14 protein-coding genes and 2 tRNA genes are annotated in these 13,749 nt (G+C 67.5%); 9 read left to right on the top strand and 7 right to left on the bottom strand.

All coding sequences use genetic code 11. The annotated features are described in order from the left end of the window. Positions 1-25: 25 nt before the first annotated feature. Both G3M62_RS06210 and G3M62_RS06205 read right to left on the bottom strand, forming a co-directional pair. Positions 26-100, bottom strand: a tRNA-Gly gene (locus tag G3M62_RS06210). A gap of 46 nt (positions 101-146) precedes the next feature. After that, positions 147-221 (bottom strand) — tRNA-Gly (locus tag G3M62_RS06205). A 204-nt stretch (positions 222-425) separates the two neighbouring features. On the opposite strand from G3M62_RS06205, the gene G3M62_RS06200 reads away from it, so the two are divergent. Beyond that, the gene (locus G3M62_RS06200) at positions 426-1,286 is read left to right on the top strand and encodes an SDR family oxidoreductase (protein WP_165185562.1); all 861 of its coding nucleotides are present in this window, start codon (positions 426-428) and stop codon (positions 1,284-1,286) included. Here the strand turns inward: G3M62_RS06200 and G3M62_RS06195 are convergent. The 3 genes from G3M62_RS06195 to G3M62_RS06185 are packed head-to-tail and all read right to left on the bottom strand — an operon-like array spanning position 1,283 to position 2,770. After that, the gene (locus G3M62_RS06195; RefSeq protein WP_165185560.1) at positions 1,283-1,567 is read right to left on the bottom strand and encodes a type II toxin-antitoxin system RelE/ParE family toxin; all 285 of its coding nucleotides are present in this window, start codon (positions 1,565-1,567) and stop codon (positions 1,283-1,285) included. The genes G3M62_RS06200 and G3M62_RS06195 overlap by 4 nt on opposite strands. 4 nt (positions 1,568-1,571) lie before the next feature. Further along, positions 1,572-1,841, bottom strand: a complete 270-nt coding sequence (locus G3M62_RS06190; protein WP_165185559.1) for a CopG family ribbon-helix-helix protein — start codon at positions 1,839-1,841, stop codon at positions 1,572-1,574. Between the two features lie 56 nt (positions 1,842-1,897). After that, complete coding sequence (locus G3M62_RS06185) at positions 1,898-2,770, bottom strand: alpha/beta hydrolase (protein WP_165185557.1); 873 nt, start codon at positions 2,768-2,770, stop codon at positions 1,898-1,900. A 56-nt stretch (positions 2,771-2,826) separates the two neighbouring features. Between G3M62_RS06185 and G3M62_RS06180 the strand changes: the two genes are divergently transcribed. Then, positions 2,827-3,993: a glycosyltransferase family 4 protein gene (locus G3M62_RS06180; protein ID WP_165185556.1), complete on the top strand. Its 1,167-nt coding sequence runs from the start codon at positions 2,827-2,829 to the stop codon at positions 3,991-3,993. Beyond that, a complete protein-coding gene (locus G3M62_RS06175; RefSeq protein ID WP_165185554.1) occupies positions 3,990-4,961 on the top strand; it encodes a glycosyltransferase family 9 protein in 972 nt (323 codons plus the stop codon). The genes G3M62_RS06180 and G3M62_RS06175 overlap by 4 nt, the downstream gene beginning before the upstream one ends. 151 nt (positions 4,962-5,112) lie before the next feature. Here the strand turns inward: G3M62_RS06175 and G3M62_RS06170 are convergent, their stop codons facing one another. After that, positions 5,113-5,724: a YitT family protein gene (locus tag G3M62_RS06170; RefSeq protein ID WP_165185553.1), complete on the bottom strand. Its 612-nt coding sequence runs from the start codon at positions 5,722-5,724 to the stop codon at positions 5,113-5,115. Positions 5,725-5,992: 268 nt separating this feature from the next. On the opposite strand from G3M62_RS06170, the gene infC reads away from it, so the two are divergent. Continuing rightward, positions 5,993-6,514 carry a translation initiation factor IF-3 gene (gene infC, locus G3M62_RS06165; protein WP_165185552.1) on the top strand — a complete coding sequence of 174 codons (522 nt, stop codon included), beginning with the start codon at positions 5,993-5,995 and terminating at the stop codon, positions 6,512-6,514. 81 nt (positions 6,515-6,595) lie between these two features. Here the strand turns inward: infC and G3M62_RS06160 are convergent, their stop codons facing one another. Beyond that, on the bottom strand, positions 6,596-7,567 hold the full coding sequence (locus G3M62_RS06160) for an alpha/beta hydrolase (protein ID WP_165185550.1): 972 nt from the start codon (positions 7,565-7,567) through the stop codon (positions 6,596-6,598). Positions 7,568-7,723: 156 nt separating this feature from the next. Here G3M62_RS06160 and G3M62_RS06155 point away from each other — a divergent pair, with 156 nt between their 5' ends. The 5 genes from G3M62_RS06155 to rplT all read left to right on the top strand — a co-directional run bounded on the left by G3M62_RS06155 (position 7,724) and on the right by rplT (position 13,729). After that, the gene (locus tag G3M62_RS06155; protein WP_165191210.1) at positions 7,724-9,673 is read left to right on the top strand and encodes an alpha/beta hydrolase family protein; all 1,950 of its coding nucleotides are present in this window, start codon (positions 7,724-7,726) and stop codon (positions 9,671-9,673) included. Positions 9,674-9,751: 78 nt separating this feature from the next. Continuing rightward, positions 9,752-11,002, top strand: coding sequence for an MFS transporter (locus tag G3M62_RS06150; protein ID WP_165191209.1), 1,251 nt, complete (start codon positions 9,752-9,754; stop codon positions 11,000-11,002). 71 nt (positions 11,003-11,073) lie between these two features. Next, positions 11,074-12,999 carry an alpha/beta hydrolase family protein gene (locus G3M62_RS06145; RefSeq protein ID WP_165185549.1) on the top strand — a complete coding sequence of 642 codons (1,926 nt, stop codon included), beginning with the start codon at positions 11,074-11,076 and terminating at the stop codon, positions 12,997-12,999. Between the two features lie 156 nt (positions 13,000-13,155). After that, positions 13,156-13,356: a 50S ribosomal protein L35 gene (gene rpmI / locus G3M62_RS06140; RefSeq protein ID WP_007672148.1), complete on the top strand. Its 201-nt coding sequence runs from the start codon at positions 13,156-13,158 to the stop codon at positions 13,354-13,356. A gap of 13 nt (positions 13,357-13,369) precedes the next feature. After that, on the top strand, positions 13,370-13,729 hold the full coding sequence (rplT, locus tag G3M62_RS06135; protein ID WP_165185547.1) for a 50S ribosomal protein L20: 360 nt from the start codon (positions 13,370-13,372) through the stop codon (positions 13,727-13,729). Positions 13,730-13,749 lie beyond the last annotated feature (20 nt).

The following is a 13,749-nucleotide window of genomic DNA, read 5'->3' as shown; positions in this document are numbered from 1 at the left end:
ACGCTTCAATTTTTGGGAGGGAAATTGGAGCGGGCGAAGAGATTCGAACTCTCGACCCCAACCTTGGCAAGGTTGTGCTCTACCACTGAGCTACGCCCGCATCCGGGATATTTCGGGTCTCGTTCCACGCTCCGGAAGCCGGAGAATGGAGCGGGCGAAGAGATTCGAACTCTCGACCCCAACCTTGGCAAGGTTGTGCTCTACCACTGAGCTACGCCCGCATCGGAAGGGCTGAAAACAGCGCCCCGCGACGAGGAGGCGGCTTATGGCAGAGCGCCTTGCGGTTGGCAAGCGGTCTGACGCCGGTTCGGGCGCGTCATTGTGGACAACGTCAACGTCCTCCTCCCAAGGGGAAGGATCCGCTCTTGCGCGAACGTCCGTTTTGTCCGCTCATTCGCCCCCTTCTTTTCGGGGACTAGAGCGTCTTGCGTCTGTTCGTGTTCGGATTGGGTTATGTCGGCCAGGCCTTCGCGCGGGCGCTGATCGCGCGCGGCTGGAGCGTCGCCGCGACAGTGCGTGACGCCGGGCGCGCCGCCGAACTGAGCGCCCTGGGCGTCCAGCCTGTCGACGCCGAGGACCGTGACGCCCTGACCGCCGCCCTGGTCGGCGTCAACGCCGTGCTGATCACCGCCCCGCCCTCTTCCGACGGCTGTCCGGGGCTGGAGGCGGTGATCCCCGCCCTGGCCGCCGCCCAGGCCTTCCCCGACTGGATCGGCTATCTGTCGACCACCGGCGTCTACGGCGACTTCGAGGGGCGCTGGGTGTTCGAAAGCTCGCCGCTGAAGGCCCAGTCGGTCGAGGGCGCGCGCCGGGTCGGGGCCGAGCGCGACTGGCAGGAGGTCGGACGGGGCATGGGCCTGACGGTGACCACCTTCCGCCTGCCCGGCATCTACGGCCCCGGCCGCAGCGCCCTGGACCGCCTGCGGGCCGGCGAAGGCCGCCGCATCGTCAAGCCGGGCCAGGTGTTCAGCCGCATCCATCTGGAAGACATCGTCTCGGGCCTGCTGGCCTCGCTGGACCGGCCCCGGGCGGGCGGCGTCTACAACCTGGTCGACGACGAGCCGGCCCCGCCGCAGGACGTCATGGAGCACGCCGCCAGCCTGCTGGGCGTCGCGGTCCCACCCGACCTGCCGTTCAACGAGATGGGCCTGTCGCCCGCCACCCGCCGCTTCTACGCCGAGAACAAGCGCGTCTCGAACGCTCTGGCCAAGGCCGAGCTGGGCTGGCGACCGAAGTATCCGACCTATCGCGAGGGGCTGGCGGCGATCCTGAAGGCGGGGGACTAGAGGCTGTCCGGCCAGCGGCGAGCGCCGTGGAAGACTCCGAGGATCGCGATCTCGTCGCCACGGACCTTGTACGCGACGATAAAGGGACCTCCGGGCACAATGAGTTCGCGCGCGCCGCCACGACGCCCTGGTCGTCCGATGCTGGGGAAGTCGCGAAGCCCCGCGACCGCATCGACGATCCGCTGAACCTGGCTTGCGGCGGCCATGGGGCGATCCTGAGCGATCCATGCCCGAGCGAAGGCGAGGTCGCGCACAGCGGGCTCAGTCCAAACGATGCGCATGCAATCAATCGCGTGTGGGCATGGGCCGTTCGTTCGGCGTATCCCAGGAGGCGACCCATTCCGCGATTTCGTCGTGCTCGAAGACCCGTCCCTCCTCGGCCGCACGCAAACCTTCGTCGATCGCCGCGTCCTGCCAATCGCGCAGCTCGAGGAAGTCGCGCACTGCCCGTTCGATCAACGCCGCCTTCGGCTGATCCATGACCTCGGCGACCTCGGACAAGCGCCGGTCCAGATCGCCGTCGAGTTCTATGCGGAGAGGAGCGGATTTCGTCATCGGCCTTCTCGAACAAGTCGTGAACACACCATACGACCGACGATGAAAAAGGCCAGCTATTCCTCGTCCGGCCCCATGTCGGCGGCCGCCCACGAGGCGCCTGGAGCCTGTCCCGCCGCGCGAGCGCGAGCGGCTCGGGCCAGACGGCGCGCCACGGGGTCGTCCTCGACCGGTTCGGCCAGCATGCGGGCCTCGGCCACCGCCGCGACCAGGCGCTCCAGGTCCTGCGGCCGCGACAGGCGGTGATCGCCGTCCTTGATCAGGGTGAAGACCACGTCGTCGGAGGCCAGGCTGTTGGCCAGTTCCAGGGCGTGGGTCCACGGCACGTCCGGATCGGCGCCGCCCTGCAGGACGCGCACCGGAACGTCGATCGGCACGGTCCCCGACAGGATCGACCACCGCGCCCCATCCTCCAGCAATTGCCGGGTGATCGGATAGCCGCCGTCATCGTATTCCGAAGGCCGGACCCAGCGGCCGTCGCGGGCGATCGCCGCCTTGGCCTCGACCGACAGCTCGGGCTCCATCAGCTTCTCGGTGAAGTCCGGCGCCGGGGCGATCAGGACCATGGCCTTGACCCGGTCGGGCCGGGCGATGGCGGCCAGGCACGCCAGCCAGCCGCCCATCGACGAGCCGACCAGCACCAACGGCCCCTCGGTCAGTTCGTCGAGCACCGCCAGGGCGTCCTCGCGCCAGCGGCTGATCGTGCCGTCAGCGAAGTCGCCGTCGGACTCGCCATGGCCGAAGTAGTCGAACCGCAGATAACCGCCGCCCGTCGCCTGGGCCTGATCGGCCAGAACCTGGGCCTTGGTTCCGGTCATGTCGGAGTGGAATCCGCCAAGCCACACAACCGTGGGCTGGGTTCCGTGGACGATCCGGTACGCCAACCGCAGATTGTCGTTGCGAACGAGGGTCTGAAGGGAATCGGTCATGGCGCGGCCTCGTTCATTTCGATAACTACGACCCCCTAATCTGGTTAGAGCAACGCGTGTCCATCCTTCCCGACGATTTCACGCTTCTGCAGGTGACCCCGGAGCTGGAAACCGGCGGGGCCGAACAGACGACGATCGACGTCGCCCACGGCGTGATCGCCCAGGGCGGCAAGGCGCTGGTCGCCACCAAAGGCGGTCGCATGGCCGCGCGCCTGGAGGCCGACGGCGGCCGCCTGGCGCAGATGCCCGCCCAGTCGAAGAACCCGCTGATCATGCTGGGCAACGCCGCGCGGATGATCGACCTGATCCGCCGCGAGAAGGTCAGCCTGGTCCACGCCCGCTCGCGCGCCCCGGCCTTCAGCGCCCTGTGGGCCGCCCACGCCACCAAGGTCCCGTTCGTGGCCACCTACCATGGGGTCTACAACGCCAAGTCCAGCCTCAAGCGCTGGTACAACGCGGTGATGACCAAGGGCGACCTGGTGATCGCCAATTCCGAATTCACCCGCGCCCACGTGATCGCCGAACACGGCATTCCGGCCGACCGCGTGGTGGCCATCCCTCGCGGCGTCGACCTGACCCGCTTCGAGCCCGGCCTGGTCTCGGCCGAGCGGGTCAGGACGCTGCGCGAGGCCTGGGGCGTGTCGACCGAGGACCGCCGCCTGAAGGTGCTGCTGGCCGGCCGCCTGACCCGCTGGAAGGGCCAGGCCCTGGTCATCGAGGCTATGGCCCGACTGAAAGCGGTGTCCGACGTCCGCGTCCTGCTGCTGCTGGTCGGCGACGACCAGGGCCGCAAGGCCTATCGCGCCGAGCTGGAGCACATGATCGCCCAGGCGGGGTTGCAGGACAGCGTCAAGCTGGTGGGCCATTGCGACGACATGCCGGCCGCCTATCTGGTCGCGGACCTGGCCATCGCCCCGTCGCTGGAACCCGAGGCGTTCGGACGAACCGCGGTCGAGCCGCAGGTGATGGGCAAGCCGGTGCTGGCCGCCGATCACGGCGCGGCGCGCGAGACCGTGGTCGACGGCGAAACCGGCTGGCTGGTGGCCCCGGGCAACGCCGAGGCCTGGGCCCAGGCCCTCTCCAACGCCTGCGAGGCGGGGGCCGCGCGTCGCCAGGTGATGGGCATGGCCGCCCGGGCGCGCGCTCGAAAATTGTATTCTGTTGACGCGATGGTCGAAGCAACGCTCAAGGTCTACGCACGCGTTCTGGAGACGAAAAGTTGAGCAAGGAAATCAAGAAGGTCCTGGTCATCAAGCTGGGCGCCCTCGGCGATTTCGTACTGGCCTTGGCGGCGATGAAGAAGATCCGCGAGGCTCACCCGCGCGCCAAGATCACCTTGCTGACCACGCCGCCCTTCGAAGCCCTGGCCAAGCTGTCGCCCTACTTCAACACCGTCGAGACCGACGGCCGTCCCAGCGACTTCGGCGACCTGACCGCCCTGCTCGGCCGCCTGCGCAAGACCCGCTACGACCGCGTCTACGACCTGCAGACCAACAGCCGCACCAACTGGTACTTCCAGGCCCTGCGGCCGTTCGCGCCGCAGTGGTCGGGCATCGCCGCGGGCTGCTCGCTGCCCCAGCGCGGCAAGGCCCGCTACCACATGCACACGCTGGAGCGGCAGGCCGACCAGCTCAAGCAGGCCGGCATCTGGCCCGACGCCCCGACCGAGCCCGGCGGCGCGCCCGCCCCGGACCTGTCGTGGATCCTGCGCCGCACCAAGGAGCCGCGCCCCGTGGCCGGCGCCGCCGCTCCGCGCCCCTATGTGCTGTTGGTGCCCGGCGGCTCGGCCCACCGGCCCGAGAAGCGCTGGCCGGTCGAGAGCTACGCCCAGCTCGCGGCGCTTCTGAAAGCGCGCGGGCTGGACATCGTGATCATCGGCGGCCCGCAGGAAAGCGCCATGGCCCGCCAGATCCAGAAGGCCGTGGGCCAGGCCCGCGACCTGACCGGCCGCACAGACTTCGCCCAGCTGGCCGTGCTGGGCGCCAAGGCGGCCCTGGCCGTCGGCAACGACACCGGCCCGACCCACCTGCTGGCCGCCGCCGGCGCCCCGACCATCGCCCTGTTCTCCGACGCCTCGGACCCCGAGCTGTGCGGCCCCCGCGGCCACGTGGCCGTGATCCGCTCGCCGGACCTCAAGGCCCTGCCGGTCAGCACCGTGGCCAGCGCGGCGATCGCGCTGCTGCCGCACTGACTTCATCATCTTGAATGAACTTCCCTCCCCCTCGTGGGGAGGGTGGCCCCGAAGGGGTCGGGTGGGGCTTGTTGAGCCAACGCCCTGCACCGATCCCCACCCGTCGGCTTCGCCGCCACCCTCCCCGCAATGGGGAGGGAAAGACAAAACCCTAATACCCCTCGTACCGCCCCGGCTTGTGGTTGGCGATGATCACCGCGCTCAGCGCCACGGCCGACAGGATCGACAGCAGCAGCTTGTCCCAGCTGATCACCGCGAAGGCCGCGGCCACGATCACGCAGTCGGACGCCATCTGCACCTTGCCGGCGCTGATCCCGCGCTTTTCGTAAAGCCACAGGGCCAGCACGCCGATCCCGCCGACGCTGGACTTGTGCCGGGCCAGGGCCAGGATGCCCATGCCGATGATCGTGCCGCCGAAGATCGCGGCGAAGACCGGATCGACCGTGGTGATCTTCAGCCAGAACGGCATGCCCAGGGCCAATCCGGCCAGCAGCAGGTTGGTGATCAGGGTCTTGCCGGTGAACACCCAGCCCATGGTCTGCTGCGCCAGCACGTAGAACGGGATGTTCAGCAGGAAGAACAGCACCCCGACCGGCCAATGGGTCAGGTAGGACAGGATCAGCGCCACGCCCGCCATGCCGCCCGTGGTCAGGCCCGCGGCCTTCAGCAGGGTCAGGCCCACGGCGATGAAGCTGGAGCCGATCAGCAGGGCGTGGACGTCCTCGATCGGGGTGTGGCGGGCGGCGGAAGGCGGCGTGTTCATGCAGGCGAAAACGGGTCACGATTGGAGATGGAGGCCGACCCGACCCCGGCGTTTCGCTCCCCCAAGCCCTTCAAGGTCCCGTCACGTCGCGCCCAGCCCCTTAAAAGACGGGCCTTGGACACGCATGCGCCTTGATAGCGCGGGACTCCTTCGTCATATATCACTTGCGAACGCGGCGTCCCCCGGACTCCGCGCGAACTCATTCAACGATACCGCTTTAATACACAGCGCCCTTAAACAACACCGGAGCCGCCCTATTCGCCGTCCTATGCAAACGCCGCCCGTCAAGGATGGTCCGCGTATCAACGAAGACATTCGGGTCCCCCGCGTCCTGCTGATCGACCAGAACGGCGAGAAGCAAGGCGAGATGCCGATTTCCGCCGCTCTTGAAGCGGCCGAGGAAGCTGGCCTGGACCTGGTCGAGATCGTTCCGAACGCGAACCCTCCGGTCTGCAAGATCCTGGACTACGGCAAGTTCAAGTTCCAGGAGCAGAAGAAGAAGAACGAGGCTCGCAAGCGGCAGAAGATCGTCGAGCTCAAGGAAATCAAGCTGCGCCCCAACATCGACATTCACGACTACGACGTGAAGGCCAAGTCGATGACCCGGTTCTTCGAGGAAGGCGACAAGGTCAAGGTGACCCTGCGCTTCCGCGGCCGTGAAATGGCGCACCCGGAACTGGGCATGAAGCTGCTGCTGAAGGTCAAGGCCGACTTCGACGAGATCGCCAAGGTCGAGTACGAGCCGCGCATGGAAGGCCGTCAGATGATCATGATCCTGGCCCCGCGCTAAGGATCAGGCTTCCAGCCACGACATGACGAACGCCCCGGCCCTCAGGCCGGGGCGTTTTTCTTTAGGCCTTGTCGCGCCCCCTTACCGTGCGAAGGCTCGCCGAAGAGCGTCGTTGCGGAGGCGGGCCACCGCCAAGCTCTGGGGCGCGGTCTGGGCGACGCCGAAGCCATGATAGGCGCCCGGCGTGACATGAAGCTCCACGGCGACGCCGGCCCGCGCCAGGCGCCGCGCGAACTCCAGGTCCTCCTCGAAGAACAGGTCCAGCGCGCCCACGGAGATGAAGATCGGCGGCAGGCCGGTCAGGTCCTGAGCCCGCGCCGGGGCCGCGCCTTCCGGAACCTCGGCCCCGCCAGGCTCCACGCCCAGCAGCGAGCGCCAGCCGAAGCGGTTCTTGTCGGGCGACCAGACGAACTGGCCGCAGTACGGATGCGGCTCGGCGGCGCAGGTGCGGTCGTCCAGCATCGGCGCGTCCAACAGCTGGAAGCAGATCGCCGGGCCATCGCCTTCCCTTCTGGAACGATCACGCGCGTAGAGGGCCAAAGCCGCGGCGTGACCGCCGCCGGCGCTCTCGCCGCCGATCGCGATCCGCGAGACGTCCAGGCCCAGCTCGCCGGCGTGGCCGTGCATCCAGACCAGGGCCGCGTAGCAATCCTCCAGCGCGCCCGGAAAGCGCGTTTCCGGCGCCAGGCGGTAGTCGACCGACACCACGATGCAGCCGTGTTCCAGGACCATCGCGCGGTTGGAGGCGTCGTTGATCTCCGGATCCCCCAGCACGAAGCCTCCGCCGTGCATGTGCAGCAGGGCGGGCAGCATCGCCGCGCGGGTTTCCGGCGGCCGGTATAGCAGGATCCGCACGTCCGGCGCGCCCGCCGCTCCCGGAATGAAGCGCTCCTCCGGCACGACGACCTCCAGCCCGGCCGGCAACGGCGCCCTGGGCCGATCGGCGAACGGCGTGCGGAAGGCGTCGATCCCCTGGCTGAAGTCGAGATCCGGCAGATAGTCGAGAAAGGGCGCAAGCTCCGGCGCGACCCGCGCGCGGCTGGTGTCCGACATCCAGATCCCTCCCCTGACTGGCGTTCCGCGACGCCGGGATAAAGTCGCGCGGTCGAAGCGTCTCGGATCGAGCCCCCTTAACAACCTCGCGCTGTAAACAAGCTCGACTGTACGGCCGGCTTTGTTAGTTTGGACGAAGTTGGGGGAGTACGCGTGTTGAAGAAGCTTCTGGCCGTCGCCACGGCGGGTTTTATCGTGGCCGCGATCGGCGCCGGCGCGGCTTGGGCGCAGGTTCCGCCGTTGTCGGTCTACGGGCGCCTGCCCAACGTCGAGCAGATCGAGATTTCGCCGGACGGGACGAAGCTGGCGATCGCCGTCACCGACGGCGAGAGCCGGATGCTGCTGATCCGCGAAGCCGCCGAAGGCGGCAAGCTGCTGTCGGCCATGAACTTCGCCACGACCAAGCTGCGCGGCGTGCAATGGGCCGGCATGGATCACGTGCTGGTCACGACTTCGAGCACCGCCGAGGTCCACGGCCTGTCCGGGCCCAAGCGCGAATACCTGATGGCGTTCGACTACAACCTGGTCACCAAGAAGCAGCGCCTGCTGATGGCCAATGAGGAAGAGGCGATGAACGTCGTCCTGGAAGCGCCGGACGTGCGCTTCATCGACGGCGTTCCCTACGCCTTCGTCGAGGGCGTGCACTTCCTCGACAACCGCGGCGTGAACACGCTGTACAAGATCAATCTGGCGACTGGCGCGACCCGCAGGCTCGACAGCGGCGTCAACGAAGACACAGACGACTGGCTGGTGTCGCCCGACGGCCAGCCCCTGGCCCAGTCGCGCTACGATCAGAAGAAGGGCGACTGGACGCTGAAGATCAAGGGCGAGCGCGGCTGGATCACGGCCGAGCAGGTGATCTCGAAGATGGGATCCCACGGCGTGGCCGGCATCGGGCGCGACGGCCATTCCGCGCTGGCCTGGATGGACGACGAGGACGATGAGGACAAGACCGTCCTCAACGAATACGCCCTGGACGGCAGTCACGTCGTGATCCCCGACAGCGCCCGGTTCGACGGCCTGATCCACGCCCCCGACGGATCCAGCCTGGTGGGCGCGTTCAGCCTGGTCGGCGACGACCGCCGCTACATCTTCTTCGACGCCAAGCTCCAGACCAGCTGGAACGCCGTGACCAAGGCGTTCCCCGGCGAGCAGGTGACGCTGGTCTCGTGGTCGAACGACAAGCGCCAGTTGGTGGTTCAGGTCGATTCCCCCACCCAGGGCCCGGCCTACGCCCTGGTGAACCTGAACACCAAGAGCGCGAGCTTCCTGAGCGAGGTCTACAAGGACCTGACGCCGGAAGGCGTCTCCAAGGTCGAGCCGATCAAGTACAAGGCCGCCGACGGCCTGGAGATCACCGGCTACCTGACCCTGCCGAACGGCAAGGCCCCCAAGAACCTGCCGCTGGTGGTGCTGCCGCACGGCGGTCCGAAAGCCCGCGACACCCTGGAGTTCGACTGGTGGAGCCAGGCCCTGGCCTCGCGCGGCTACGCGGTGCTGCGCCCCAATTTCCGGGGGTCGGACGGCTTCGGCTGGCCGTTCGTCAAGGCCGGCTTCGGTGAGTGGGGCAAGGCCATGCAGACCGACCTGTCGGACGGCGTGCGCTATCTGGCCAAGCAGGGAACGATCGATCCCAAGCGGGTCTGCATCGTCGGCGCCAGCTACGGCGGCTACGCGGCCCTGGCCGGCGCCACCCTGGATCGAGGGGTCTATCGGTGCGCGGCGTCGATCGCCGGTCCGGCCGACCTGAAGCGTTTCTTGGTCGACAAGAACAGGCTCTACGAGAGCAACGACAACTCCACCCAGCGCTTCTGGCTGCGGTACATGGGCGCCGACGGCCTGAAGGATCCCGACCTGGCCGCCATCTCGCCGGTCCAGCAGGCCGGCAAGGCCGAGATCCCGGTGCTGCTGATCCACGGCAAGGACGACACCGTCGTGCCTTACGTCCAGAGCACGCTGATGGCCGACGCCCTGAAGAAGGCCGGCAAGCCCGTCGAACTGATCACCTTGCCCAGCGAGGACCACTGGCTGTCGCGCGGCGCCACGCGTCTTCAGATGCTGACCGCCGTGGTCGGTTTCCTGGAAAAGAACAACCCGCCGAACTGACGTCGATACGGGACCGCTATCTGAAATTTCAGATAGCGGTCGCCAGGACGCGCGATGAAGCGTAAACCGCCCGGCCTGATGAGTACGCTGACCGCCCCGCCCGCCCCCGCCGCCGTGAAGACGCCGGACGCCAGTCCGCGCGCGCTCTACGTCCTGTTGCTCGTGGTGTTCATCAACCTGGTGGGCTTCGGGCTGGTCATCCCGCTGCTGCCCTTCTACGCCAAGTCGATGAACGCCAGCCCCTGGCAGGTGACGGCGCTGTTCTCGGCCTATTCGCTGGGCCAGTTCATCGCCGAGCCGTTCTGGGGACGCCTGTCCGACCGCATCGGCCGGCGTCCGGTGCTGATCGGCACCATCCTGGCCAACACCGTCTCGTACGTGGCCCTGGCCTTCGCGCCGAACATGCTGTGGTTCTTCGCGATCCGTCTGTTCAGCGGCTGCGCCACCGGCAACATCTCGACGATCCAGGGCTACATGGCCGACGTCACCCCGCCGGAAAAGCGGGCCGGGCGCATGGGCCTGCTGGGCGCGGCGTTCGGCATGGGCTTCGTGGTCGGCCCCACCCTGGGCGGACTGCTGCCGGGCGTGGCCAAGCTGTTCGGCCATTCCGACACCGGACGCCTGGCCTTCCAGATCCCGCTGCTGACCGCCGCCGCCCTGGCCGCCATCGCTTCGCTGGGCGTCTTCCTGTTCGTGGTCGAGAGCCGCGCGCCCAGCCACAAGGACGCGCCGGTCATCCGTCGCCGCGACCACCTGGCCGCCGCCAGCGCCGATCCCCTGCTGTCGCGGGTGCTGCTGGTCACCCTGATCACGACCGCCGCCTTCTCGGGCATGGAGTCGGTCTTCGGCCTGTGGACCCAGGCGCGCTTCGACTGGGGTCCCAAGCAGGTCGGCCTGTGCTTCGCGGTGATCGGCGTCGTCGCCTCGGTCGGCCAGGGCCTGATCACTGGCCGGCTGGCGCGCCGGTTCGGCGAGGCCAAGGTCCTGGTGGCGGGCCTGATCTTCATCGCCATCGGCCTGACCGTCACGCCGTTTGTCCCGACCGCCGCCCTGGTGCCCGTCGCCGTGGGCTGCACCGCGTTCGGCCAGTCGCTGGTCTTCCCCTGCATCGCCGCCCTGATCTCGCGCGGGACCTCGCCCGACAAGCAGGGCGCCATGCTGGGCCTGAACGCCGCCGCCGGCTCTCTGGCCCGGATGAGCGGCCCGATGCTGGCCGGCCCGCTGTTCGGCCTGGCCATCGGCGGTCCCTTCTGGCTGGGCGCGGTGCTGATGCTGCCGGCCGTCGCCTTCGCCCTGACCATCGAGCACCGGGTCAAGACCCCCGCCTAGGCTCAACCGCTTGCCCCCTCGACAGCTTCACCGTGCGTCGCTAATTCTTCGCCGTTGAGTTGGGGGATTACATGTTGAAGTTGTTCGCTGGCGCCGCCCTGGCCGCGCTGGTTTCGTCGAGCGCCCTGGCGGGCTCGCTCGACGCCTACGGCCGCCTGCCGGCCATTTCGGACGTCGAGATCTCGAGCGACGGCGCCAACCTGGCCTACATCGCCCATGACGGTGAAAACAGCCGGGTGATCATCCAGCCGCTGAACGGCGGCGACGTCCAGGCCGTCGAGTTCGGCAAGGTCAAGATGCGCGGCGTGATGTGGTCGGACCCGAACCACGTGGTGGCCGAGGTCTCGCGCACCCAGGCCATCGAATACGTCACCTATGTGGGCGAGCAGTTCCAGGCGACGAGCATCAACATCAAGACCGGCGCCTCGGTCCAGATTCCCAAGCGTTCATACGAGACGATCAACAACGTCCTCAGCTCCAGCCCCATCGGCGGCGTCGTCAATGGCAAGCCGACGATCTTCACCCAGTTCTATGCGGGCGAAGAAGCCAAATCGATCCAGGCGGGCCGCTTCGATCTCTATCGTGTCGATCCCGACACCGGCGTCGCCGCCATGGTGCAGATGGGCGACACCCAGACCGGCGACTACCTGTTCAAGACCGACGGCACGGTGATCGCCCGCACCGTCTATGACCGCGATACCTCGCGCTGGTCGATGGAACTGCGCAGGGACGGCAAGTGGGTCGACGGCTATGTCGTCACCGCGCCGCTCGACGGGCCGAGCATGGAGGGCTTGTCGCTCGACGAGAAGTCCGTGGTGATGTCGATCAAGAACGAGAAGACCGGCGGATACGAGCTGGCCAACATCTCGATCGCCGATGGCAAGCAAGGCGACTTCTACGGTCCCGACGGCTCCTTCCGGGTGATCATGGATGACGCCAACCACGTTATCGGCACCAGCACCGACGACGGCTACAGGCAGTACCATTTCGACGAGCCCCGGCTCGCCGCCGCCTGGTCGATGATTACCGGCGTCTTCCCGGGCCGTCAGTTGACCCTGTCGTCCCACACGCCCGACTACGCCAAGATCGTGGTCTATGTCGAAGGCACCGGCGAACCGGGCGGCTTCTACCTGCTCGACCTGACGGCCAAGAAACTGAGCAAGGTCGGTTCGGCCTATCCCACCTTGACCCCGACCGACGTCGCCGAGGTGCGGGCCATCAAGTACGCCGCCGCCGACGGCCTGGAGATCCGAGGCTATCTCACCTTGCCGCCAGGCAAGGCCGCCAAGAACCTGCCGCTGATCGTCCTGCCTCACGGCGGACCGGAAGCCCGTGACGAAGCCGGCTTCGACTGGTGGGCCCAGGCCCTGGCGTCGCGTGGCTACGCGGTGCTGCAGCCCAACTTCCGGGGCTCCACGGGTCGCGGCGAGGACTTCATCCGTGCCGCCGACGGCGAATGGGGCGGCAAGATGCAGACCGACCTTTCGGACGGCGTGCGCTTCCTGGCCAAGCAGGGGATCGTCGATCCCAAGCGCGTGTGCATCACCGGCGCCAGCTACGGCGGCTACGCGGCCTTGGCCGGCATCACGCTGGACAAGGGCGTCTATCGCTGCGCGGTGTCCGTGGCCGGCATCGGCGATGTGCGCCAGATGATCAACTTCGAGATCCTGCGCTATCGCGAGGAAAGCCGGACCGTGCGCTATCACAAGCGTCTTTTCGGCGTCACCTCGACCTCGGATCCCAAGCTGGACGCGCGCTCGCCCGCCCGGCACGCAGACCAAGCCGATGGCCCGGTTCTGCTCATCCACGGCAAGGAAGACACCGTCGTGCAGTACGATCAGAGCACGGACATGCGTCGCGCCCTGGAGAAGGCTGGCAAACCCGTCGAGTTCGTGACCCTGCGCGAGGAAGACCACTGGCTTTCGCGCGAAGCCACTCGCCAGCAGATGCTAGCGGCGACCGTCACCTTCCTCGAAAAGAACAACCCGCCGAACTAGCCGACGGGCGTCACCGGAGGGGCGGAGACGGCGCTTGCCTTCTTCGCCTCTTTCCCGTAGTAACCCCGCCTTTCCGGAACCGCCTGGCCAATTGGCATGCCATGGCGGTTCGTCATGCTATCTAGAGGACGGGGCCGTTAAACGCTCCGACGCGAAATGCCTAAGTTGAAGACCAAGTCGGGCGCCAAGAAGCGCTTCAAGATCACGGCCACGGGCCTGCTGAAAGCCGGCGTCGCCGGCAAGCGTCACCGTCTGATCGGCCACAACGGCAAGTACATCCGCCAAAACCGCGGCACGAAGGTCATGAGCGAATCCGACGCCAAGACCATCCGTTCGTACCTGCCCTACGGCCTTTAAGGAGCGCTGACACATGGCTCGCGTTAAACGTGGCGTCACCGCCCACGCCAAGCACAAGAAGGTTCTTGAACAGGCGAAGGGCTTCTACGGCCGCCGCAAGAACACCATCCGCACCGCCAAGGCCGCCGTCGACAAGGCCGGCCAGTACGCGTACCGCGACCGCAAGGTGCGCAAGCGCGCCTTCCGCTCGCTGTGGATTCAACGCATCAACGCCGGCGCTCGCATCGAGGGCTTCACCTACTCGCAATTTATCCACGGCTTGGACGTGGCGGGTATCGTGATCGACCGTAAGGTCCTCTCGGACATCGCGGGCAACGACCCGGTCGCGTTCAAGGCCATTGCTGACAAGGTCCGCACCGCCCTGGCCGCCTAAGGTCTTCTATCGGGTTCGCC

Origin of the sequence: Caulobacter soli (genome assembly GCF_011045195.1) — a bacterium.
In the GTDB taxonomy this organism is placed as follows: Bacteria; Pseudomonadota; Alphaproteobacteria; order Caulobacterales; family Caulobacteraceae; genus Caulobacter; species Caulobacter soli.
The sequence above is the reverse complement of the archived record's forward strand: the minus strand, read 5'-3'. Positions and strand labels throughout refer to the sequence as shown.

Excerpts from the sequence above, each read along its gene's own strand:
- rplT (WP_165185547.1), top strand. The coding sequence starts at position 13,370 with ATGGCTCGCGTTAAACGTGGCGTCACCGCCCACGCCAAGCACAAGAAG.
- infC (WP_165185552.1), top strand. The coding sequence starts at position 5,993 with ATGCAAACGCCGCCCGTCAAGGATGGTCCGCGTATCAACGAAGACATT.
- G3M62_RS06145 (WP_165185549.1), top strand. The coding sequence starts at position 11,074 with ATGTTGAAGTTGTTCGCTGGCGCCGCCCTGGCCGCGCTGGTTTCGTCG.
- G3M62_RS06150 (WP_165191209.1), top strand. The coding sequence starts at position 9,752 with ATGAGTACGCTGACCGCCCCGCCCGCCCCCGCCGCCGTGAAGACGCCG.
- G3M62_RS06190 (WP_165185559.1), bottom strand. The coding sequence starts at position 1,841 with ATGACGAAATCCGCTCCTCTCCGCATAGAACTCGACGGCGATCTGGAC.
- G3M62_RS06195 (WP_165185560.1), bottom strand. The coding sequence starts at position 1,567 with ATGCGCATCGTTTGGACTGAGCCCGCTGTGCGCGACCTCGCCTTCGCT.
- rpmI (WP_007672148.1), top strand. The coding sequence starts at position 13,156 with ATGCCTAAGTTGAAGACCAAGTCGGGCGCCAAGAAGCGCTTCAAGATC.
- G3M62_RS06185 (WP_165185557.1), bottom strand. The coding sequence starts at position 2,770 with ATGACCGATTCCCTTCAGACCCTCGTTCGCAACGACAATCTGCGGTTG.
- G3M62_RS06170 (WP_165185553.1), bottom strand. The coding sequence starts at position 5,724 with ATGAACACGCCGCCTTCCGCCGCCCGCCACACCCCGATCGAGGACGTC.
- G3M62_RS06160 (WP_165185550.1), bottom strand. The coding sequence starts at position 7,567 with ATGTCGGACACCAGCCGCGCGCGGGTCGCGCCGGAGCTTGCGCCCTTT.